22 protein-coding genes are annotated in these 19,100 nt (G+C 65.0%); 1 reads left to right on the top strand and 21 read right to left on the bottom strand.

Translation table 11 applies throughout. The annotated features are described in order from the left end of the window. Positions 1–2: 2 nt before the first annotated feature. From ispG to trmJ, 15 genes are all read right to left on the bottom strand, one after another. A complete protein-coding gene (gene ispG / locus VL129_RS04185; RefSeq protein ID WP_325410382.1) occupies positions 3–1,112 on the bottom strand; it encodes a flavodoxin-dependent (E)-4-hydroxy-3-methylbut-2-enyl-diphosphate synthase in 1,110 nt (369 codons plus the stop codon). Positions 1,113–1,123: 11 nt separating this feature from the next. After that, the gene (locus tag VL129_RS04180) at positions 1,124–2,020 is read right to left on the bottom strand and encodes a RodZ family helix-turn-helix domain-containing protein (protein ID WP_325410380.1); all 897 of its coding nucleotides are present in this window, start codon (positions 2,018–2,020) and stop codon (positions 1,124–1,126) included. Then, positions 2,017–2,781, bottom strand: coding sequence for a type IV pilus biogenesis/stability protein PilW (pilW, locus tag VL129_RS04175; RefSeq protein ID WP_325410378.1), 765 nt, complete (start codon positions 2,779–2,781; stop codon positions 2,017–2,019). The genes VL129_RS04180 and pilW overlap by 4 nt, the downstream gene beginning before the upstream one ends. A 42-nt stretch (positions 2,782–2,823) precedes the next feature. Then, positions 2,824–3,933, bottom strand: a complete 1,110-nt coding sequence (gene rlmN / locus VL129_RS04170; protein WP_325410376.1) for a dual-specificity RNA methyltransferase RlmN — start codon at positions 3,931–3,933, stop codon at positions 2,824–2,826. 24 nt (positions 3,934–3,957) lie between these two features. Beyond that, positions 3,958–4,389 carry a nucleoside-diphosphate kinase gene (gene ndk / locus VL129_RS04165; RefSeq protein ID WP_325410374.1) on the bottom strand — a complete coding sequence of 144 codons (432 nt, stop codon included), beginning with the start codon at positions 4,387–4,389 and terminating at the stop codon, positions 3,958–3,960. Between the two features lie 304 nt (positions 4,390–4,693). Beyond that, a complete protein-coding gene (iscX, locus tag VL129_RS04160; protein ID WP_325410372.1) occupies positions 4,694–4,894 on the bottom strand; it encodes a Fe-S cluster assembly protein IscX in 201 nt (66 codons plus the stop codon). A gap of 3 nt (positions 4,895–4,897) precedes the next feature. Further along, the gene (gene fdx / locus VL129_RS04155) at positions 4,898–5,236 is read right to left on the bottom strand and encodes an ISC system 2Fe-2S type ferredoxin (RefSeq protein ID WP_325410370.1); all 339 of its coding nucleotides are present in this window, start codon (positions 5,234–5,236) and stop codon (positions 4,898–4,900) included. Positions 5,237–5,242: 6 nt separating this feature from the next. Beyond that, complete coding sequence (hscA, locus tag VL129_RS04150) at positions 5,243–7,105, bottom strand: Fe-S protein assembly chaperone HscA (RefSeq protein WP_325410368.1); 1,863 nt, start codon at positions 7,103–7,105, stop codon at positions 5,243–5,245. Positions 7,106–7,147: 42 nt separating this feature from the next. Continuing rightward, positions 7,148–7,669 (bottom strand): co-chaperone HscB, encoded by a 522-nt coding sequence (gene hscB, locus VL129_RS04145; protein WP_325410366.1) that lies wholly within the window; start codon positions 7,667–7,669, stop codon positions 7,148–7,150. Between the two features lie 7 nt (positions 7,670–7,676). Continuing rightward, positions 7,677–8,000 carry an iron-sulfur cluster assembly protein IscA gene (gene iscA / locus VL129_RS04140; RefSeq protein WP_325410364.1) on the bottom strand — a complete coding sequence of 108 codons (324 nt, stop codon included), beginning with the start codon at positions 7,998–8,000 and terminating at the stop codon, positions 7,677–7,679. A 9-nt stretch (positions 8,001–8,009) separates the two neighbouring features. Next, a complete protein-coding gene (gene iscU, locus VL129_RS04135; RefSeq protein ID WP_325410362.1) occupies positions 8,010–8,396 on the bottom strand; it encodes a Fe-S cluster assembly scaffold IscU in 387 nt (128 codons plus the stop codon). A 37-nt stretch (positions 8,397–8,433) separates the two neighbouring features. Continuing rightward, positions 8,434–9,648: an IscS subfamily cysteine desulfurase gene (locus VL129_RS04130; protein ID WP_325410360.1), complete on the bottom strand. Its 1,215-nt coding sequence runs from the start codon at positions 9,646–9,648 to the stop codon at positions 8,434–8,436. A 29-nt stretch (positions 9,649–9,677) separates the two neighbouring features. Continuing rightward, positions 9,678–10,169 (bottom strand): Fe-S cluster assembly transcriptional regulator IscR, encoded by a 492-nt coding sequence (gene iscR / locus VL129_RS04125; RefSeq protein ID WP_325410358.1) that lies wholly within the window; start codon positions 10,167–10,169, stop codon positions 9,678–9,680. Between the two features lie 140 nt (positions 10,170–10,309). Beyond that, entirely contained in the window at positions 10,310–11,098 is a 789-nt protein-coding gene (gene cysE, locus VL129_RS04120) for a serine O-acetyltransferase (RefSeq protein ID WP_325410356.1), read from the bottom strand. Beyond that, the gene (gene trmJ, locus VL129_RS04115; protein WP_325410354.1) at positions 11,091–11,870 is read right to left on the bottom strand and encodes a tRNA (cytosine(32)/uridine(32)-2'-O)-methyltransferase TrmJ; all 780 of its coding nucleotides are present in this window, start codon (positions 11,868–11,870) and stop codon (positions 11,091–11,093) included. Before trmJ ends, cysE begins: the two co-directional genes overlap by 8 nt. A 180-nt stretch (positions 11,871–12,050) precedes the next feature. On the opposite strand from trmJ, the gene suhB reads away from it, so the two are divergent. Then, complete coding sequence (gene suhB, locus VL129_RS04110; RefSeq protein ID WP_325410352.1) at positions 12,051–12,872, top strand: type III secretion system regulator SuhB; 822 nt, start codon at positions 12,051–12,053, stop codon at positions 12,870–12,872. Positions 12,873–12,937: 65 nt separating this feature from the next. Here the strand turns inward: suhB and VL129_RS04105 are convergent, their stop codons facing one another. The 6 genes from VL129_RS04105 to queA all read right to left on the bottom strand — a co-directional run bounded on the left by VL129_RS04105 (position 12,938) and on the right by queA (position 19,030). Beyond that, entirely contained in the window at positions 12,938–13,477 is a 540-nt protein-coding gene (locus VL129_RS04105; RefSeq protein WP_325410350.1) for a glycine zipper 2TM domain-containing protein, read from the bottom strand. 63 nt (positions 13,478–13,540) lie between these two features. Then, positions 13,541–14,452, bottom strand: coding sequence for a protein translocase subunit SecF (gene secF / locus VL129_RS04100; protein ID WP_325410561.1), 912 nt, complete (start codon positions 14,450–14,452; stop codon positions 13,541–13,543). A 13-nt stretch (positions 14,453–14,465) separates the two neighbouring features. Beyond that, positions 14,466–16,328: a protein translocase subunit SecD gene (gene secD, locus VL129_RS04095; RefSeq protein ID WP_325410349.1), complete on the bottom strand. Its 1,863-nt coding sequence runs from the start codon at positions 16,326–16,328 to the stop codon at positions 14,466–14,468. 135 nt (positions 16,329–16,463) lie between these two features. Beyond that, on the bottom strand, positions 16,464–16,799 hold the full coding sequence (yajC, locus tag VL129_RS04090; protein WP_325410347.1) for a preprotein translocase subunit YajC: 336 nt from the start codon (positions 16,797–16,799) through the stop codon (positions 16,464–16,466). 51 nt (positions 16,800–16,850) lie between these two features. Beyond that, positions 16,851–17,966, bottom strand: coding sequence for a tRNA guanosine(34) transglycosylase Tgt (gene tgt, locus VL129_RS04085; protein ID WP_325410559.1), 1,116 nt, complete (start codon positions 17,964–17,966; stop codon positions 16,851–16,853). A 14-nt stretch (positions 17,967–17,980) separates the two neighbouring features. Next, positions 17,981–19,030 carry a tRNA preQ1(34) S-adenosylmethionine ribosyltransferase-isomerase QueA gene (queA, locus tag VL129_RS04080; protein WP_325410345.1) on the bottom strand — a complete coding sequence of 350 codons (1,050 nt, stop codon included), beginning with the start codon at positions 19,028–19,030 and terminating at the stop codon, positions 17,981–17,983. Positions 19,031–19,100: the final 70 nt, after the last annotated feature.

Here is a 19,100-nt window from a genome sequence, read left to right as displayed (position 1 = left end):
CTTCAGCTGCGCGCGATCACGGCGGCATCGGCCGCCTGCTTTTCGGCGGCCTTGCGGCGGATGAGCTGTTCCAGCTCATCCACCAGGTTGTCATTGGTCAGTTTCTGCGCCGGCTTGCCGTCGATGTAGACCAGGTTGGGCGTGCCACCGGTGAGGCCGATATGCGCCTCCTTGGCTTCGCCCGGCCCATTCACCACGCAGCCGATCACCGCCACATCCAGCGGCACCAGCAGGTCCTCGACGCGCTGTTCCAGCTCGTTCATGGTCTTCACCACATCGAAGTTCTGTCGCGAGCAGCTCGGGCAGGCGATGAAGTTGATGCCACGCGAGCGCAGGCGCAGGGACTTGAGGATGTCGAAGCCGACCTTGATCTCCTCCACCGGATCGGCGGCCAGGGAGATGCGGATGGTGTCGCCGATGCCTTCGGCCAGCAGCATGCCCAGGCCCACCGCGGACTTCACGGTGCCGGAGCGCAGGCCACCAGCCTCGGTGATGCCCAGGTGCAGGGGCTGGGTGATCTGCCTGGCGAGCAGGCGGTAGGCTTCCACGGCCATGAACACGTCGGAGGCTTTCACGCTGACCTTGAAGTCCTGGAAGTCCAGGCGATCCAGGTGCTCGACATGGCGCAGCGCCGATTCCAGCAGCGCCTGCGGGGTCGGCTCGCCGTACTTCTTCTGCAGGTCCTTTTCCAGCGAGCCGGCGTTGACGCCGATGCGGATCGGGATGCCCTTGTCGCGGGCGGCATCCACCACGGCACGCACGCGGTCTTCACGGCCGATGTTGCCCGGGTTGATGCGCAGGCAGTCGACGCCCAGTTCGGCCACACGCAGGGCGATCTGGTAGTCGAAGTGGATATCGGCAACCAGCGGCACGTTCACCTGTTGCTTGATCTTGCCAAAGGCTTCGGCGGCATCCATGTCCGGCACCGAGACGCGCACGATGTCGGCGCCGGCAGCTTCCAGGCGCTGGATCTGCGCCACGGTGGCGGCCACGTCGTGGGTGTCGGTGTTGGTCATGCTCTGCACCGCGATGGGTGCGTCGCCGCCAACCGGGACCGAGCCGACCCAGATCTTGCGGGACAGCCGGCGTTTGATGGGGGATTCGCTATGCATGATGCTCGGCTCTATTCGCCCAGGCGCAGGTTGGCGGTCTGGGAACGGCGACCGCTGAGGTCGACGGGTTCTCCGTTGTAGGTGATCTGTGCGCCCTGCACGAAGCCCAGGCGCACCTGCAGGGGCGCCGGGGCGCTCAGGTCCAGGCTTTCACCCTTCTTCTTCAGCTGGGCGACATGTACCTTGCCGGTGGCATCGGTGACCTGCACCCAGCAGTCTTCGACGAACATGATCTGCAGACGACCTTCGCCAGCGGCCAGCTCGGGGGCGGCGGGGACGGAAGCGGTCGGCTCGGGTTCGGCGACAGGCGCCTCGGTGGCAACGGTCGCCTCACCCTCGGGCTGCGCCGGTGCCGGATCCAGCAGATCGATCGGCACCTGGGCGGCCTGCACGGCCTGATCTTCGGGCTCGTCCAGGGTCAGCACCTCGGTGGAACCGTCGGCGGTGTCCACTTCGACACGCTCGATCGGTGCGGTCGTACGCGCCGGGGCTTCGCCGTAGCGTTCCTGCCACCAGAGCACGCCGATACCGACCGCCACCAGCGACAGCACGAACAGGCCGCCGCGCAGGGCATTGTGCGACAGACGGGCCGGCTCCTGAACCTTGCCCAGCCCCTGCGGCGTGCTCGCCGTCGGCGGGGTGCCGGTGTAGCGGTCGAACTCGTGGGCCAGTTCGGTGGCGTCCAGACCCAGCAGCTTGGCGTAGGAGCGAATGTAGCCACGCGCAAAGGTGGCGCCGGGCAGCTTGTCGAAAAGGCCGTCCTCGATGTGACGCACGGCATCCTCGGAAAGGTGCAGCTGCAGGGCCACTTCGGCCCTCGACCAGTGCCGGGCTTCCCGGGACTGGCGCAGGCGTTCACCCGGGTTGCCCGGAGTCGTCATCGCGGCTTCGCTGTTCGACGTGTTCATTTGTACTCCGACAGGTAGAGCTGATATTCCCGCGACGCGGGGTACAGGCGTTTGAGTTGCAGACCGTGACTGGCAGCCTGGCCGGCATTGCCGAACACCCTGGCCAGGCGAATGCCGAGCAGAAGACTACGGGCATTCTGCTCCGCGAGGCCAGTGAAACGCTCGTAATAGTTACGTGCGGCCACGTAGTCCTTGCGGTTGTAGGACAGCTCGGCCATCGCCAGCAGGGCTTGCGGGCGGTTGGCGTTCAGGCGCAGCGCGCGCTGGAAGTGTTCGGCGGCCTGCTCCTCGCGCTTGAGCGCCTGGGCGGTCAGCCCGAGGTTTTCGAAGACCCGCGAGCGTTCGCCGTACAGGGTGTCCTCGCTGGCCTGGCGGTAGCGCTCGTAAGCCTGTTCGTAGCGCTTCTGCTCGAACAGGAAGGTGCCGTAATTGTTGAGGATGCGCGCATCCTTCGGCCGGACGGCCAGCGCCCTGCGGTAATGCTGGTCAGCCAAAGCTGGCTCCATCTGGGTCTGGAACACCAGTGCCAGGGCGGCATGCGCGGCGGGGTTGTCCGGATCGATCTCCAGCGCCTTGCCCAGCGGGCCCTTGGCGCGCTCGCTGGCGCCCTGCTGCAGGTAGCCGATGCCCAGCTGGATATAGGCGTCACGGGCCTGTTCACGCCCCTGGGCGGTGCTCAGCGGGTCCATGCCGCTGGTGTGGGACATGCAACCGGCCAACAGGCCGGTCAGGCAGATCAGGGTCGCAAGACGCAGACTCATGGTGGCAACTCCCTTCAGATACGGCGGTCGGTTGCCGGCGCCTTACCCTTCGGCATTCAGCTGGCGCACGGCAATGTAGCGTTCGCTGCGCCGGGTACGGTCCTGGACCTGTCCGACCAGCTGGCCGCAGGCAGCGTCGATGTCGTCGCCCCGGGTGGTGCGCACGGTGACGTTGTAGCCGGCCTGCTGGAGAAGATCCTGGAAACGGCGGATGGCGTTGTTGCTCGGCCGCTCATAACCGGAATGCGGGAAGGGATTGAAGGGAATCAGGTTGATCTTGCAGGGCATGTCGGCGAGCAGCGCGATCATCTGCTCGGCATGCTCGGGCTGGTCGTTGACGCCCTGCAGCAGGGTGTACTCGACGGTCAGGTAGCGCTTGTCGCCCAGCTTGTCGATGTAGCGACGGCAGGCGCCCAGCACCACATCCAGCGGGTACTTCTTGTTGATCGGCACCAGCTGGTTGCGCAGCTCGTCGTTGGGCGCGTGCAGCGACAGGGCCAGGGCCACGTCGGTCACTTCACCGAGCTTGTCGATCATCGGCGCCACGCCGGAGGTGGACAGCGTCACCTTGCGCTTGGAAATGCCGTAGCCGAGGTCGTCCATCATGATGGTCATGGCGGCGACCACATTGTCGAAGTTCAGCAGCGGCTCGCCCATGCCCATCATCACCACGTTGGTGATAGCACGGTCGATCTTGGCCGGCACGGTGCCGAACGATTTGTTGGCGATCCACACCTGGCCGATGATCTCGGCGGCGGTCAGGTCGCTGTTGAATCCTTGCTTGCCGGTGGAGCAGAAGCTGCAATCCAGCGCGCAGCCGGCCTGGGAGGACACGCACAGGGTGCCGCGCCCGTTCGCCGGGATGTACACGGTCTCCACGCAGCTGCCGGACGCCACGCGCACCACCCACTTGCGGGTGCCGTCGCTGGAAATGTCCTGGCTGACGATCTCGGGACCGCGAATCTCGGCGCAGGCCTTGAGCTTTTCGCGCAGGGCCTTGCCGAGATTGGTCATGGCGTCGAAGTCATCGACGCCAAAGTGGTGAATCCATTTCATCACCTGCCCGGCCCGGAAGCGCTTCTCGCCGATGGACTCGAAGAACTGTTCCAGTTGCGGCTGGGTCAGGCCCAGCAGATTGACGAGGTCGGTCATGGATTCACCCTCTCGCGATCGCTATCAGCGAATGCGATCGCACAGCTCGGTGGCGGCGAAGAAGTAGGCGATTTCGCGGGCAGCGGAGGCTTCGGAGTCGGAACCGTGCACGGCGTTCTCGTCGATGGAAACGGCGAAGTCGGCGCGGATGGTGCCGGCAGCGGCTTCCTTCGGGTTGGTGGCGCCCATCAGTTCGCGGTTCTTCAGAACGGCGTTTTCACCTTCCAGCACCTGGACGATGACCGGACCGGAGGTCATGAAGGCGACCAGATCCTTGAAGAAGCCACGGGCGCTGTGCTCGGCGTAGAAGCCAGCGGCTTCGCGCTCGGACAGTTGCACCATCTTGGAGGCGACGACGCGCAGGCCGGCCTTTTCGAAACGGCTGGTGATTTCACCGATGACGTTCTTGGCGACGGCATCCGGCTTGATGATGGAGAAGGTACGTTGAACGGCCATGGGATAACTCCAGAAGGCGGGGTTGGATGAAGCGGAAAAATGAAGGCGCACGATTATACGGATGAAGGTAGTCGCAGGCTATACACGACAGCCAGCCCGAATGTCACGACCGGCGCGAGCGAAACGGCTGCTTTCGTAGGAGCGCCTTCAGCCGCGACAGGGCCCGCCGAGCAATCGCGGCTGAAGCCGCTCCTACAAGGGCTGACGAAACGCAGGGTGGTTGTTCTTGTCCACCGCAATGGCGGCCACCGCAATGGCGGACCACCGCAATGGCGGCCAGAAAAGCGCTGACCGCCCGCCCCCCTCAGTCGCGCTCTTCGATCCAGGCAGCCTGGATGGCTTCCAGGACCTTTTCGCCGGCACGTCCCGGCTCGTCGTCGAATTCCGGCAGCTCGGTCACCCAGCGGTGCAGATCGACGAAGTTCACGTAGTGCGGGTCCACGTCCGGCTTGGCCTCGGCCAGCTGAATGGCGATTTCCAGCACATCCACCCACTTCAGACTCATGGCTCAGTGTCCTTCCGAAACCTGGTTGATGGTGTACTTGGGAATCTCGACCACCAGGTCCTGGTTGTCCACCACGGCCTGGCAGGACAGGCGCGAGGTCGGCTCCAGACCCCAGGCCTTGTCGAGCATGTCGTCTTCCAGTTCGTCGGAAGCTTCCAGCGAGTTGAAGCCCTCGCGAATCACCACATGGCAGGTGGTGCAGGCGCAGGACTTCTCGCAGGCGTGTTCGATGTCGATGCCGTTGCGCAGCGCCGCGTCCAGCACGGTTTCGCCCGGATTGGCCTCGATCACGGCGCCCTCGGGGCAGTGTTCCGCGTGGGGCAGGAAAATGATCTGCGGCATGACTGGTTATTCCTCGATATCGGTCAGGCTGCGCCCGGCCAGGGCCGCCTTCACGGAGGCGTCCATGCGGCGCGCGGCAAAGGCGTCGGTGATCTGGGTCAGACGCTTGGTCTGCTGTTCGATGGCATGCAGGTCGGTGCTCTCCAGCAAGCCCTGCAGGCGCTCCATCTCGGCGTCGATGACCAGACGTTCATCGGCATCCAGCAGGCGCTCGCCATCGGCCTGCAGGGCGGCCTGCACAGCCTCGATCAGACGCTGCGCCTCGACCTGGGCCTCGCGCAGCGCGCGGGCGGTCATGTCGTCGCCAGCGTGCTCGAAGGAATCCTTGAGCATGCGGGCAATTTCGCCGTCAGTCAGCCCATAGGACGGCTTGACCTGGATGCTCGCCTCGACGCCCGAGCCCAGTTCACGGGCGGATACGCTGAGCAGGCCGTCGGCATCCACCTGGAAGGTCACGCGGATCTTCGCCGCACCGGCCACCATCGGCGGAATGCCGCGCAGTTCGAAGCGTGCCAGCGAGCGGCCATCGCGCACCAGTTCGCGCTCGCCCTGCAGCACGTGAATCATCATGGCCGTCTGGCCATCCTTGTAGGTGGTGAATTCCTGGGCACGCGCCACCGGAATGGTGGTGTTGCGCGGAATCACCTTCTCCATCAGCCCGCCCATGGTTTCCAGGCCGAGCGACAGCGGAATCACATCGAGCAGCAGCAGTTCATCGCCACCGCGCTTGTTGCCGGCCAGCAAGTCGGCCTGGATGGCGGCACCCACAGCCACCACCTGATCGGGGTCGATGTCGGTCAGCGGCTGGCGACCGAACAGCTCGCCGACCGCTTCACGCACACGCGGCACGCGGGTGGAACCACCGACCATGACCACGGCGGTGATGTCCTCGATGTCCAGTTCGGCATCGCGCACCGCGCGCCGACACGCCTTCAGGCTGCGCGCCAGCAGCGGATCGATCAGCGCGTGGAAATGCTCGCGGCTCAGCTCGCCGCGCCAGTCGCCGTATTCCAGCGTCACGACCGTCTCGGCGCTGAGCGCCTCCTTGGCGGCGCAGGCCACACGCAGCAGGCGGCGCTGGGCGCCGGGGTCCAGGTCGCTGGACAGGCCGGCCTGTTCGATGATCCAGCCGGCAATGGCATGGTCGAAATCGTCACCACCCAGCGCGCTGTCGCCGCCGGTGGCCAGCACTTCGAACACCCCGCGCGACAGGCGCAGGATGGAAATGTCGAAGGTGCCGCCGCCCAGGTCGTAAATCGCGATCACGCCTTCGGCCTGCTGGTCCAGACCATAGGCCACGGCGGCGGCGGTGGGCTCGTTGAGCAGGCGCAGCACGGTGATACCGGCCAGACGCGCGGCATCCTTGGTGGCCTGGCGCTGGGCGTCGTCGAAATAGGCCGGCACGGTGATCACCGCTCCCACCAGTTCGCCGCCCAGGGTCTGCTCGCCACGCTGGCGCAGCACGCGCAGGATGTCCGCCGAGACTTCCACCGGGCTCTTCGCCCCCTGGGCGGTCTCGATGAACGGCATGTGCGACTCGCCCTCGGAGAAGCGGTAGGGCAACTGTTCGCCCAGCTGCTTGACGTCCTCGATGCCACGGCCCATCAGGCGCTTGACCGACAGCACGGTGTTCAGAGGATCGATGGCTGCGGCGGCGCGGGCCTCGTGACCCACCTCGATGTGGTCGGCGTAATAGCGGACCACCGAGGGCAGCAACAGACGGCCCTGAGCATCTGGCAATGGCTCGGCGCGACCGCTGCGAACACTGGCCACGAGGGAATTGGTGGTGCCCAGATCAATGCCCACCGCCAGCTTGCGCTGATGCGGTTGCGGAGTCTGTCCGGGTTCGGCGATCTGCAGTAAAACCATGCTTGCCTGCGTATCGGAGACCGCGCGGGGGCGCGGCGGAGGTTAATCGTCGAGGCGCTCTTCCAGCTCGCGCACCTCATGGGAGAGCTTGTCGAGGAACTGCATGCGACGCACCAGGCGCTCGGCCTGCTCGCGCTGGGCGCTGTCGTTCCAGCAGGCGGCGAACTGGTCTTCCAGTTGCTGCTGCGCGCGCTTCAGGCGCTGCTTGAACGTAGCGACACCCGCCAGGTCCAGGCTTTCGCTCAGTTCTTCCAGTTCCTCGCGCCAGTGCATCTGCTGCAGCAGGAATTCAGGGTCCTGCACGGTGGCTTCCAGGGGCAGCTCATGGCCGTCCAGCGCCAGCAGGTAACGCGCCCGGCGCGGCGCACTGCGCAGCACCTGATAGGCCTCGTTCAGCGCGGCGGAACGCTCCAGCGCCTGGCGCTGCTCGCGCTCGCCGGCATCGGCGAAACGGTCGGGATGCACCGCACGGGCCAGCTCCCGGTAGCGCGCGGACAGCTCCTGCGGGTCGATGCGAAAGTCCGGCTGCAGCTCGAACAGGGCGAAGTGGCAGGGCGTACCCATGCTCACCTCAGACACTGAAGCTTTCGCCGCAGCCGCATTCGCCACGCACGTTGGGGTTGTTGAACTTGAAGCCTTCGTTGAGGCCTTCCTTGGTGAAGTCCAGCTCGGTGCCGTCCAGATAGACCAGGCTCTTGGGGTCGATGATGACGTTCACACCATGACTCTCGAACACCTGGTCCTCGGGCTTCAGTTCGTCGACGAATTCCAGCACATAGGCCAGGCCGGAACAGCCGGTGGTGCGCACACCCAGGCGGATGCCGACGCCCTTGCCGCGCCCGTTGATGGAGCGCTGCACGTGGCGGGCTGCCGCTTCAGTCATGCTGATTGCCATGACGCCTCCTCAGACCAGACCCTTCTTTTGCTTGTAGTCGCGCACGGCCGCCTTGATGGCGTCCTCGGCGAGTACCGAGCAGTGGATCTTCACCGGCGGCAACGCCAGCTCCTCGGCGATCATGGTGTTCTTCAGCGCCGCGGCCTCGTCCAGGGTCTTGCCCTTCATCCATTCGGTAGCCAGGGAGCTGGAGGCGATGGCCGAGCCACAGCCGTAGGTCTTGAACTTGGCGTCTTCGATGACGCCCGCGTCGTTGACCTTGATCTGCAGGCGCATCACGTCGCCACACGCCGGCGCGCCGACCATGCCGGTGCCGACATCCGGGTCCTCGGCGTCGAACTTGCCAACGTTGCGCGGGTTTTCGTAGTGGTCGATGACCTTGTCACTGTAAGCCATGGTGCAACTCCTCTTGAATCACGGTGCGGGCGGCGTCTTAGTGCGCCTGCCATTCGACCTGGGTCAGGTCGACGCCCTCTTTGTACATATCCCACAGCGGGGACAGCTCACGCAGCTTGTCCACGGCCTGGCGCACTTTCTGCGCGGCGTAGTCCACCTCTTCCTCGGTCGTGAAGCGGCCGAAGGTGAAGCGGATGGAACTGTGGGCCAGCTCGTCGTTGCGTCCCAGGGCACGCAGCACGTAGGACGGTTCCAGGGAGGCGGAGGTACAGGCGGAACCGGAGGAAACCGCCAGGTCCTTGAGCGCCATGATCAGCGACTCGCCTTCCACATAGTTGAAACTGAGGTTCAGGTTGTGCGGCACGCGCTGGGTCAGGCTGCCGTTGACGTACAACTCTTCCATGCCCTCGACCTGCTGGAGGAAGCGATCGCGCAGGGCCAGCACGTGAGCGGTGTCCTTAGCCAGGTCTTCCTTGGCGATGCGGAACGCTTCGCCCATGCCGACGATCTGGTGGGTCGCCAGGGTACCGGAGCGCATGCCGCGCTCGTGGCCGCCACCGTGCATCTGGGCTTCCAGGCGCACGCGCGGCTTGCGGCGCACGTACAGCGCGCCGATGCCCTTGGGACCGTAGGTCTTGTGGGCGGAGAAGCTCATCAGGTCGACCTTCATGTTCTCCAGGTCGATGGCCACCTTGCCGGTGGACTGGGCCGCATCGACATGGAACAGGATGCCGCGCGAGCGGGTCAGCTCGCCGATGGCGGCGATGTCGTTGATGGTGCCGATCTCGTTGTTCACATGCATGATCGACACCAGGATGGTGTCGTCGCGCAGCGCCGCCTCGACCATGGACGGAGTGATGATGCCGTCCTCGCCCGGTTCCAGGTAGGTGACTTCGAAGCCTTCGCGCTCCAGCTGGCGGGTGGTGTCCAGCACCGCCTTGTGCTCGATCTTCGAGGTGATGATGTGCTTGCCCTTGCTGGCGTAGAAGTGCGCGACACCCTTGATGGCCAGGTTGTCGGACTCGGTGGCGCCGGAGGTCCAGACGATCTCGCGCGGGTCGGCGTTGACCAGATCGGCCACCTGGCGACGGGCATTTTCCACCGCCTCTTCGGCCTTCCAGCCGAACACGTGGGAACGCGACGCCGGGTTGCCGAAGTTGCCCTCCAGGGTCAGGCAATCGCACATCAGCTTCGCCACGCGGGGATCGACCGGGGTGGTGGCGGAATAATCGAGGTAAATCGGCAACTTCATTGATTCTCTCCTAACAGGCGGCAGCCCACTCATTCCACGGCGGACGCTTCAATCTTGTCGAATTGCGGCTTCATGCCGGGAACGCAGCGCTGGTCCTGGCGCCGAGAGACTTCCTGCACCTCGCTGCGACCGACCAGGTCGGCCAGGCTGATGCCGCTCAGGAATTCATGGATGCGTTCACTCAGATCGCACCACAGGTGATGGGTAAGACAGGTGTCACCCGAGTGGCAGTCACCCAGGCCCTGGCAACGCGTGGCATCCACCGATTCGTTGACCGCATCAATCACTTCGGCGACCTGGATTTCGCGGGAATCGCGGGAGAGGTAGTAGCCGCCCCCCGGACCGCGCACGCTGGTGACCAGCTCGTTACGCCGCAGCTTGGCGAAGAGCTGTTCCAGGTAGGACAGGGAAATGCCCTGGCGCTCGGAAATATCAGCCAGGGAAACCGGCCCCTGCTGCGCATGCAGGGCCAGATCGAGCATGGCGGTCACGGCGTAACGGCCTTTGGTGGTGAGTCGCATCGCGGGATACCACAGGTTCGCTGGAATGGGCGCAAGTATCCAATCTCCGAGTATTTGAGTCAACTATAAGACTGATCGAAATACTAGGATTTACCAGCGGAAAGCGGCCGGCATGATAGCAGGCCACCGCTGGCCGCGCATCAACCCTGGGCGCCAGGCTCTTTCGTCTCGCCGCGAATCGCTTCCTTGATCTCGACGAAGTCCTCGTCCCGCAGCGCCGGCAGCTCGCCACAGCAGTAGCCGAGCGCCTTGAGGGCGCGATTCATCTCTTCCAGGCGACCATCCACGGCATGCAGATGGTCAAGCAGCTGGCCGATGGCCTTGGTCACCGGATCGGGCATGTTCTCGCCTACCGCATAGGCATCGAAGCCGTACTTCTCGGCGATAGCCTTGCGCTTGGCCTGCTCCTCACCGGTGGTCTTGACCACCACCCGGCCCGGGTTGCCGACCACGGTGACGCCCGCCGGCACCGCCTTGGTGACCACCGCGTTGGAGCCAACCTTGGCGCCGGCACCCACGGTGAACGGCCCGAGGATCTTCGCCCCGGCGCCGACGATCACGCCGTCCTCCAGGGTCGGATGGCGCTTGCCCTTGTTCCAGCTGGTGCCGCCCAGGGTGACGCCGTGGTAGAGGGTCACGTCGTCGCCGATTTCGGCGGTCTCGCCGATCACCACGCCCATGCCGTGGTCGATGAAGAAACGGTGGCCGATCTTCGCGCCGGGATGGATCTCGATGCCGGTCAGCCAGCGCCCGATGTGCGAGACCAGCCGTGCCAGCAGCCGCCAGTCGGCGCGCCACAGGCGGTGCGCCAGCCGATGCATCCACACCGCGTGCAGCCCGGGGTAGCACAACAGCACCTCGAGCACGCTGCGCGCCGCCGGGTCGCGGCTGAAGACGCTTCGAATATCCTCACGCATGCGATCAAACATCGTCTGCTCTCCGCTTGTGGGGCTCGCCGCGCGCCGCCTTCTGGGTTTCGGTGAGGATGCCGCGCAGGATGTTCATTTCCAGCTTGCTGATGCCGCTGCGCCCGTACAGCCGTCGCAACCGCGCCATCAGATGACGGGGCTTCTGCGGATCGAGGAAGCCGATCTCCACCAACGTCTGCTCCAGATGTTCGAAATAACGCTCCAGCTCATCCATGGTCACCGGCTGGGTATCCAGGATGGCGGTGGCTTCCAGCTTTTCCATCTTGGTCGGTGCGCCCTGCGCCGCCAGCCAGGCCATGCGCACCTCGTAGGTGAGCACCTGCACGGCGGCCGCCAGGTTCAGCGAGCCGAACTCCGGGTCGGAGGGAATGTGCACGTGAAACTGGCAGCGCTGCAATTCCTCGTTGGTCAGCCCGGCATACTCGCGGCCGAACACCAGCGCCACTTCGCCGCCCAGCGAAACCTGTTCCAACGTCTTGCCCGCGCCCTCGCGGGGATCGAGCAACGGCCAGGGAATGCGCCGATCCCGCGCACTGGTGCCCATGACCAGGCTGCAGCCGACCAGCGCCTCCTCCAGCGTGGCGACCACCTGGGCGTTGTCCAGCACGTCGGTGGCGCCGGACGCCCGCGCCACCGCCTTGGGGCTGGGAAACTCCTCGGGATCGACCAGCACCAGGCGCGACAGCCCCATGTTCTTCATGGCACGGGCCGCCCCGCCGATGTTGCCGGGATGGCTGGTATTGACCAGCACCACGCGGATGTTCTGTAGCACGCCCTGCTCCACTTGAGAAAACGGAAGGGGCAGAATCTTAGCCGATGGCGGTTCACGCTCGCCACGCAACATTGCCGACTCACCCATCACCTGCCGGCAGCCGGTCAATGCCACTCACGCGTCCGCCAGGCTTTCTGATAGAATTCGCGGCTTTCTTTAACAGCCCAGGTGTTTTCCCCCATGCAGCCCATGCTGAACATCGCCTTGCGCGCTGCGCGCAGCGCCGGTGAACTGATTTTCCGCTCCATCGAACGCCTGGACAGCATCTCGGCGAACGAGAAGGATGCCAAGGACTACGTCAGCGAGATCGATGTTGCCGCCGAGCAGTGCATCATCAATCTGCTGCGCAAGTCCTACCCGAACCATGGCTTCAAAGGGGAAGAAACCGGCGAAATCGCCGGCACCGGCGAAGGCGCCGATTACCAGTGGATCATCGACCCGCTGGACGGCACCACCAATTTCCTGCGCGGCGTTCCGCATTTCGCCGTGAGCATCGCCTGCAAGTACAAGGGCCGTCTGGAACATGCCGTGGTGCTCGACCCGGTTCGCCAGGAAGAGTTCACCGCCAGCCGTGGCCGCGGCGCCGCCCTGAATGGTCGCCGTATCCGCGTCAGCAACCGCAAGAGCCTGGAAGGCGCGCTGCTGGGCACCGGCTTCCCCTTCCGCGACAGCCAGCTCGACCACCTGGAAAACTACCTGGGCATGTTCCGCAGCCTGGTGGGCGACACCGCCGGCATCCGCCGCGCCGGCGCGGCCAGCCTGGACCTGGCCTATGTGGCCGCCGGCCGCTATGACGCCTTCTGGGAATTCGGCCTGTCCGAATGGGATATGGCGGCCGGCGTGCTGCTGATCCAGGAAGCGGGCGGTCTGGTGAGCGACTTCACCGGTGGCCACGAATTCCTCGACAAGGGGCACATCGTCGCCGGCAACACCAAGTGCTTCAAGGCGGTACTCACCGCCATCCAGCCGCACCTGTGGCCGAGCCTCAAGCGTCAGCTGTGAGGATCCGCCAGACATGAAAAAAGCGCCCAAGGGCGCTTTTTTTATTTCCGCAGAAGCGAGCTCGATTACTGCTGCTCCGCCAATACCAACTGGCCGTCGCGCACCGGGATCTGCGCCCCCGGATCACGATCCATGCGCACCGAGCCGCGCTGACCACCCAGCTCGTAGCTGACGTCGTAGCCGACCAGCTCCTCATGGGTGTCCTGCACCGTCTCGCAACGGGTTTCGGTGGTGGTGTAGGTGTCATTGGATTGCATGCGTTCCTGCACCTTGTTGCCGGCGTAACCGCCACCCACCGCACCGGCCACCGTGGCCAGTTTCTTGCCGCTGCCGCCGCCGACCTGATTGCCCAGCAGACCACCGACCACCGCGCCGATGGCGGTGCCGGCGATCTGATGCTGATCCTGAACCGGACGCTGATGCGTCACGGTGACGTCCTGACAGACCTGGCGCGGGGTGCGCCGGGTTTCCTTCACCGGCTTCACGTCCAGCACGGTCGCGAATTGCGGTTCGCGATCGCCTGTCCATTGATAGGTCGCCAGCGCTCCGCCTGCCGTCACACCGACCGCGCCGAGCACCACGCCGACGATCATCGATTTCTTCACAGCCACCTCCAGTCCACACGGAATCAAAAATCCGTGCCTTGGACTGGAAATGGCCGTGTCGGTTCAGGGCCTTTCGTCGACTGCCTCTTCGGTTGCCGGCGGGATCAGGTCCTCGCTGGTCAGCTTCAGCCAGACCAGCACCGTGGCGCCGATGTACACCGACGAGTAGGTACCCACCACCACGCCGATCAGCAGGGCAACGGCGAAACCGGCCAGCACGTCGCCACCCCAGACCAGCAGGGCGATCAGCGCCAGCGCGGTGGAGAACGAGGTGGCCATGGTGCGCAGCAGGGTCTGGGTGACCGAGATATCGATGTTCTCGATCAGGCTGGCCTTGCGCAGCACCCGGAAGTTCTCGCGGATGCGGTCGTAGATGATGATGGTGTCGTTCAGCGAGTAACCGATCATCGCCAGCACCGCAGCCAGCACCGTCAGGTCGAACGGCACTTCCAGCAGCGCCAGCAGACCCAAAGTGAGGATGGTGTCGTGGGCCAGCGAGGCGATGGCGCCAACGCCGAACTTCCACTGGAAGCGGAACGCCAGGTACACCAGGATGCCGCCGAGCGCCAACAGCATGGCCAGGCCACCCTGGTCGCGCAGCTCCTCACCGACCTGCGGACCGACGAACTCGACACGCTTGATCTCGAAGCCCGCGGCCGGGTCGATGGCACGCAGCGCCTCGCCCACCTTCGCGCCCAGCTGCGGATCGTCGCCGGCCATGCGGATCAGCACGTCGGTGGTGGCGCCGAAGCTCTGCACCACCGCATCCGTGTAGCCGGCCTGCCCCAGCTCGCGCTTGATGCGCTCCAGGTCAGCCGGCTGCTCGTACTGCAGCTCGATCAGCGTGCCGCCGGTGAAGTCCAGGCCGAAATTGAGACCCTTGACCGCCAGGGCAGCGATGCCCACGACAGTCAGGATCAGCGTGATGGCGAACGCAAGATTGCGGATCGCCATGAAGGGAATGGTTTTCTTGATCACGGCCTGGCCCTCAGATCCACAGTTTCTTCACGTTGCGACCGCCGAAGAGCAGGTTGACCTGGCCGCGCGTGAACATGATGGCGGTGAACATCGAGGTCAGGATGCCGAGCGACAGCGTGACCGCGAAGCCCTTGACCGGCCCGGTACCAAGTGCGAACAGGATGGCGCCGACCAGCAGGGTGGTCAGGTTACTGTCGATGATCGCCGTGAAGGCACGGTCGAAGCCCTCGTGAATGGCGCGCTGTACCGACAGGCCATTCTTCAGCTCCTCGCGGATCCGCGAGAAGATCAGCACGTTGGCATCCACCGCCATGCCCAGCGTCAGCACGATGCCGGCGATACCCGGCAGGGTCAGCGTCGCACCGATCACCGACATCAGACCGACCAGCAGCACCAGGTTGAACGCCAGCGCGACGGTGGCCAGGATGCCGAAGAACTTGTAGATGACAATGACGAACAGCGAGACCAGGATCAGTGCCCACCAGGTGGACTCGATGCCCTTGGCGATGTTCTCCGCGCCCAGGCTCGGGCCAATGGTGCGTTCTTCAGCGAAGTACATCGGCGCGGCCAGGCCGCCGGCGCGCAGCAGCAGCGCCAGCTCCGAAGACTCGCCCTGGCCGTCCAGGCCGGTGATGCGGAACTGGCTGCCCAGCGCCGACTGAATGGTGGCCAGGGAGATGACTTTCTTCTCCTCGCGGAAGCTCTGTACCGCCACTTCCTGCTCGACGCCGTCGACCAGCTCCTTGACGTAGCGGGTCACGGGGCGCTGCTCGATGAACAGCACCGCCATGCTGCGCCCGACGTTGTTGCGGGTGGCACGGTTCATCAGCTCGCCGCCGTGCCCGTCCAGACGAATGTTCACCTGCGGGCGACCATTCTCGTCGTAGCTGGCTTGCGCATCGGTCACCTGGTCACCGGTGATGATCACACTGCGCTCCAGCGCCACCGGGGCGCGGCCTTCTTCACGGAAATCGAAGGTCTCGGTGGTGGCGCGCGCGGCATCCGGCTCGGCAGCCAGGCGGAACTCCAGGCTGGCCGTCTTGCCGAGAATCCGCTTGGCCTCGGCGGTGTCCTGCACACCCGGCAGCTCGACCACGATGCGGTTGGCGCCCTGGCGCTGCACCAGCGGCTCGGCCACGCCGAGTTCGTTGACGCGGTTACGCACGGTGGTGAGGTTCTGCTTGATGGAGTATTCGCGGATATCGGCCAGGGTGGCCGGTGTCAGCGCGACATTGAGCACCTGCAGCTGGTTGCGCACGCTGCTGGTCAGCTCGAAATCGGTGAAGGTCTTGCGGATCAGGCTCTGGGCCCGGTCGAGACTTTCGCTGTCGGTGAAACCCAGCTGGAAGGCGTTGTCGCCGCCCGGCATGCTGCGGTAGCGGATACGCTCCTTGCGCAGCAGGCTCTTCACCTCGCCCTCGTAGACTTTCAGGCGCGCATCGATCGCCTTGTCCATGTCCACTTCCAGCAGGAAGTGCACACCACCGGACAGGTCCAGACCCAGTTTCATCGGCGAGGCGCCGATGCTGCGCAGCCAGTCGGGCGTGGTGGGCGCCAGGTTGAGGGCCACCACATAGTCGTCGCCGAGGGCCTTGCGCACCACATCCTTGGCCGGTAGCTGGTCGGCCAGGCGGGTCAGACGCAGCAGGCCGCCACGCTCGCTCACCTCGCTGGACTTGACCGTGATGCCCGCCGCGCGCAGCGCCTGGGCAGCCCTGTCGACCGCAACCTCGTCGATGCGCAGCGCCGTGCTGGTGCCGGTGATCTGGATCGAGGGGTCATCGGGATACAGGTTGGGCGCGGAGTACACCAGGCCGAGGGCCAGGACCGCAAGAATCAGCAGATATTTCCACAGGGGATATTTGTTCAGCATGACGCCGCCCGCTCAAAGAGCGGGGCGCCTAGGCGCCCCGCAATGACAATAACTCGTGAAGCCTGGACGGGCGGCTTGGCAGGAACGCGGCGACAGACGTGGACAGCACCTTCCTGGCATTGCCACCCGACAGGATCAGATGGCCTTCAGCGTGCCCTTGGGCAGGGTCGCAACGATGGCGGCCTTCTGGAACTTCAGTTCCACGTTGTCGGCCACTTCCAGCACCACGAAGTCGTCGGCGACCTTGGTGACCTTGCCGGTCATGCCACCGCCGGTGACCACTTCGTCACCCTTCTGCAGGCCGGCCAGCAGATTCTTGTGCTCCTTGGCGCGCTTGGACTGGGGACGCCAGATCATCAGGTAGAAGATGACCACGAAGCCGACGAGCATCAGAATGCCCATCATGTCGGAACCCGGAGCTGCAGCGCCCGGGGCGGCCTGGGCGTAGGCGGCGGGAATGAAAAAGCTCATGTAACACTCCTGTTGCAGGGATGGTTTCTACGGTTTCAAAGAAGGATTCATTCAGTCCAGCGGCGGGGTCGGCAGACCGCGCCGGGCATAGAAGGCATCGACAAAGGCGGCCAATGTACCCTGTTGGATGGCGTCGCGTAAACCGGCCATCAGGCGCTGGTAATAGCGCAGATTGTGGATGGTATTCAGCATGCTCCCGAGCATTTCCCCACACTTGTCCAGGTGATGCAGGTAGGCGCGCGAGAAGTGTTTGCAGGTGTAACAATCGCAGCCCGGATCCAGCGGTGAATCGTCATGGCGATGCACCGCATTGCGGATCTTGACGATGCCGCCGGTGACGAACAGGTGGCCGTTGCGCGCGTTGCGGGTCGGCATCACGCAATCGAACATGTCCACGCCACGGCGCACACCTTCGACCAGATCCTCCGGCTTGCCGACGCCCATCAGGTAGCGCGGCTTGTCGGCCGGCAGGTGCGGCGGCAGGAAGTCCAGCACGCGGATCATCTCTTCCTTCGGCTCGCCCACCGACAGACCGCCGATGGCCAGACCGTCGAAGCCGATCTCCATCAGCCCCTCCAGGGAGCGCAGGCGCAGGTCTTCGTGCATGCCGCCCTGTACGATGCCGAACAGCGCCGCCGGGTTGTCGCCATGCGCCACCTTGGAACGCTTGGCCCAGCGCAACGACAGCTCCATGGAGCGGCGCGCAGTGTCGTGGTCCGCCGGGTACGGCGTGCACTCGTCGAAGATCATCACGATGTCCGAACCCAGGTCGCGCTGCACCTGCATGGACTCTTCCGGCCCCATGAACACCTTGGCGCCGTCCACCGGCGAGGAGAAGTAGACGCCCTCCTCCTTGATCTTGCGCATCTCGCCGAGGCTGAACACCTGGAAACCGCCGGAGTCGGTGAGGATCGGCCCCTGCCACTGCATGAAATCGTGCAGGTCACCGTGCACCTTGATGACCTCGGTGCCCGGACGCAGCCACAGGTGGAAGGTGTTGCCAAGGATGATCTGCGCGCCGATGGCCTCGATGTCGCGCGGCAGCATGCCCTTCACCGTGCCATAGGTGCCCACCGGCATGAACGCCGGCGTTTCCACGGTGCCGCGCGGGAAGGTCAGACGCCCCCGGCGGGCCTTGCCCTCGGTGGCGAGCACGTCGAAGTTCATGTGACAGGTACGGGTCATGGGCGATCCTCGGGGCCGCGCGGGGCGGGATTGCGGGTGATGAACATGGCATCACCGTAACTGAAGAAGCGGTAGCCCTCCGCCACCGCCGTGCGGTAGGCCGCCATGGTTTCCGGGTAGCCAGCGAAGGCGGAAACCAGCATCAGCAACGTGGATTCGGGCAGGTGGAAATTGGTGACCAGGGCATCCACCACATGGAAGGGCCGGCCCGGGTAAAGGAAGATGTCAGTATCGCCGCTGAACGGTTTGAGTTCGCCGTCGCGCGCCGCGCTTTCCAGCGAACGCACGCTGGTGGTGCCGACCGCGATCACCCGGCCGCCGCGTGCCTTGCAGGCGTGAACCGCATCCACCACGTCCTGGCCGACTTCCAGCCATTCGCGATGCATGTGGTGCTCCTCGATACGCTCGACGCGCACCGGCTGGAAGGTGCCGGCACCAACGTGCAGGGTCACGAAGGCAGTGTCCACGCCCTTCTCGCGAATCGCTTCGAGCAGCGGCTCGTCGAAATGCAGGCCGGCGGTCGGCGCGGCGACCGCGCCGGCACGCTCGGCGTACACCGTCTGGTAACGCTCACGGTCGGCCGTTTCGTCAGGCCTGTCTATATAAGGAGGCAGCGGCATGTGGCCGATTCGCTCCAGCAGCGGCAGCAGCGGCTGGTCGAAACGCAGCTCGAACAGCGCGTCGTGTCGCGCGAGCATCTCCGCTTCACCGCCACCCTCCAGGAGAATGTGGCTGCCCGGCTTGGGGGATTTGCTGGCGCGGACATGGGCCAGCGCACGATGCTCGTCGAGCACCCGCTCGATAAGGATTTCCAGCTGCCCGCCGGTCGCCTTGCGCCCGAACAAGCGCGCGGGAATCACGCGGGTATTGTTGAACACCATCAGATCGCCAGGGCGCAGGTAGCCGAGCAGGTCGGCGAACTGGCGATGGGCCAGGGCACCACTGGGGCCATCCAGCACCAGCAGACGACTGGCGCGGCGCTGCGCGAGCGGATGGCGGGCGATCATGGCATCGGGGAGGTCGAAATGAAAGTCGGAAACGCGCATGGTGGGGCCGTCTTGCAGGGGCGCAAAGCTTAACGGAAATGCCTGGGACTGGCCATGCGAGCCGATTGAC

It is taken from the genome of Pseudomonas sp., from assembly GCF_035497915.1.
Taxonomy (GTDB): Bacteria; Pseudomonadota; Gammaproteobacteria; order Pseudomonadales; family Pseudomonadaceae; genus Serpens.
This window is presented reverse-complemented; position numbering and strand designations above follow the sequence as displayed.

Coding starts and splice junctions, on each gene's coding strand:
- tgt (WP_325410559.1), bottom strand. CDS start 17,966: ATGAACTTCGACGTGCTCGCCACCGAGGGCAAGGCCCGCCGGGGGCGT.
- ndk (WP_325410374.1), bottom strand. CDS start 4,389: ATGGCCGTTCAACGTACCTTCTCCATCATCAAGCCGGATGCCGTCGCC.
- fdx (WP_325410370.1), bottom strand. CDS start 5,236: ATGCCGCAGATCATTTTCCTGCCCCACGCGGAACACTGCCCCGAGGGC.
- iscU (WP_325410362.1), bottom strand. CDS start 8,396: ATGGCTTACAGTGACAAGGTCATCGACCACTACGAAAACCCGCGCAAC.
- cysE (WP_325410356.1), bottom strand. CDS start 11,098: ATGTTTGATCGCATGCGTGAGGATATTCGAAGCGTCTTCAGCCGCGAC.
- hscB (WP_325410366.1), bottom strand. CDS start 7,669: ATGGGTACGCCCTGCCACTTCGCCCTGTTCGAGCTGCAGCCGGACTTT.
- queA (WP_325410345.1), bottom strand. CDS start 19,030: ATGCGCGTTTCCGACTTTCATTTCGACCTCCCCGATGCCATGATCGCC.
- suhB (WP_325410352.1), top strand. CDS start 12,051: ATGCAGCCCATGCTGAACATCGCCTTGCGCGCTGCGCGCAGCGCCGGT.
- iscX (WP_325410372.1), bottom strand. CDS start 4,894: ATGAGTCTGAAGTGGGTGGATGTGCTGGAAATCGCCATTCAGCTGGCC.
- pilW (WP_325410378.1), bottom strand. CDS start 2,781: ATGAGTCTGCGTCTTGCGACCCTGATCTGCCTGACCGGCCTGTTGGCC.
- iscA (WP_325410364.1), bottom strand. CDS start 8,000: ATGGCAATCAGCATGACTGAAGCGGCAGCCCGCCACGTGCAGCGCTCC.
- ispG (WP_325410382.1), bottom strand. CDS start 1,112: ATGCATAGCGAATCCCCCATCAAACGCCGGCTGTCCCGCAAGATCTGG.
- yajC (WP_325410347.1), bottom strand. CDS start 16,799: ATGAGCTTTTTCATTCCCGCCGCCTACGCCCAGGCCGCCCCGGGCGCT.
- VL129_RS04180 (WP_325410380.1), bottom strand. CDS start 2,020: ATGAACACGTCGAACAGCGAAGCCGCGATGACGACTCCGGGCAACCCG.
- rlmN (WP_325410376.1), bottom strand. CDS start 3,933: ATGACCGACCTCGTCAATCTGCTGGGCCTGACCCAGCCGCAACTGGAA.
- secD (WP_325410349.1), bottom strand. CDS start 16,328: ATGCTGAACAAATATCCCCTGTGGAAATATCTGCTGATTCTTGCGGTC.
- VL129_RS04130 (WP_325410360.1), bottom strand. CDS start 9,648: ATGAAGTTGCCGATTTACCTCGATTATTCCGCCACCACCCCGGTCGAT.
- iscR (WP_325410358.1), bottom strand. CDS start 10,169: ATGCGACTCACCACCAAAGGCCGTTACGCCGTGACCGCCATGCTCGAT.
- hscA (WP_325410368.1), bottom strand. CDS start 7,105: ATGGTTTTACTGCAGATCGCCGAACCCGGACAGACTCCGCAACCGCAT.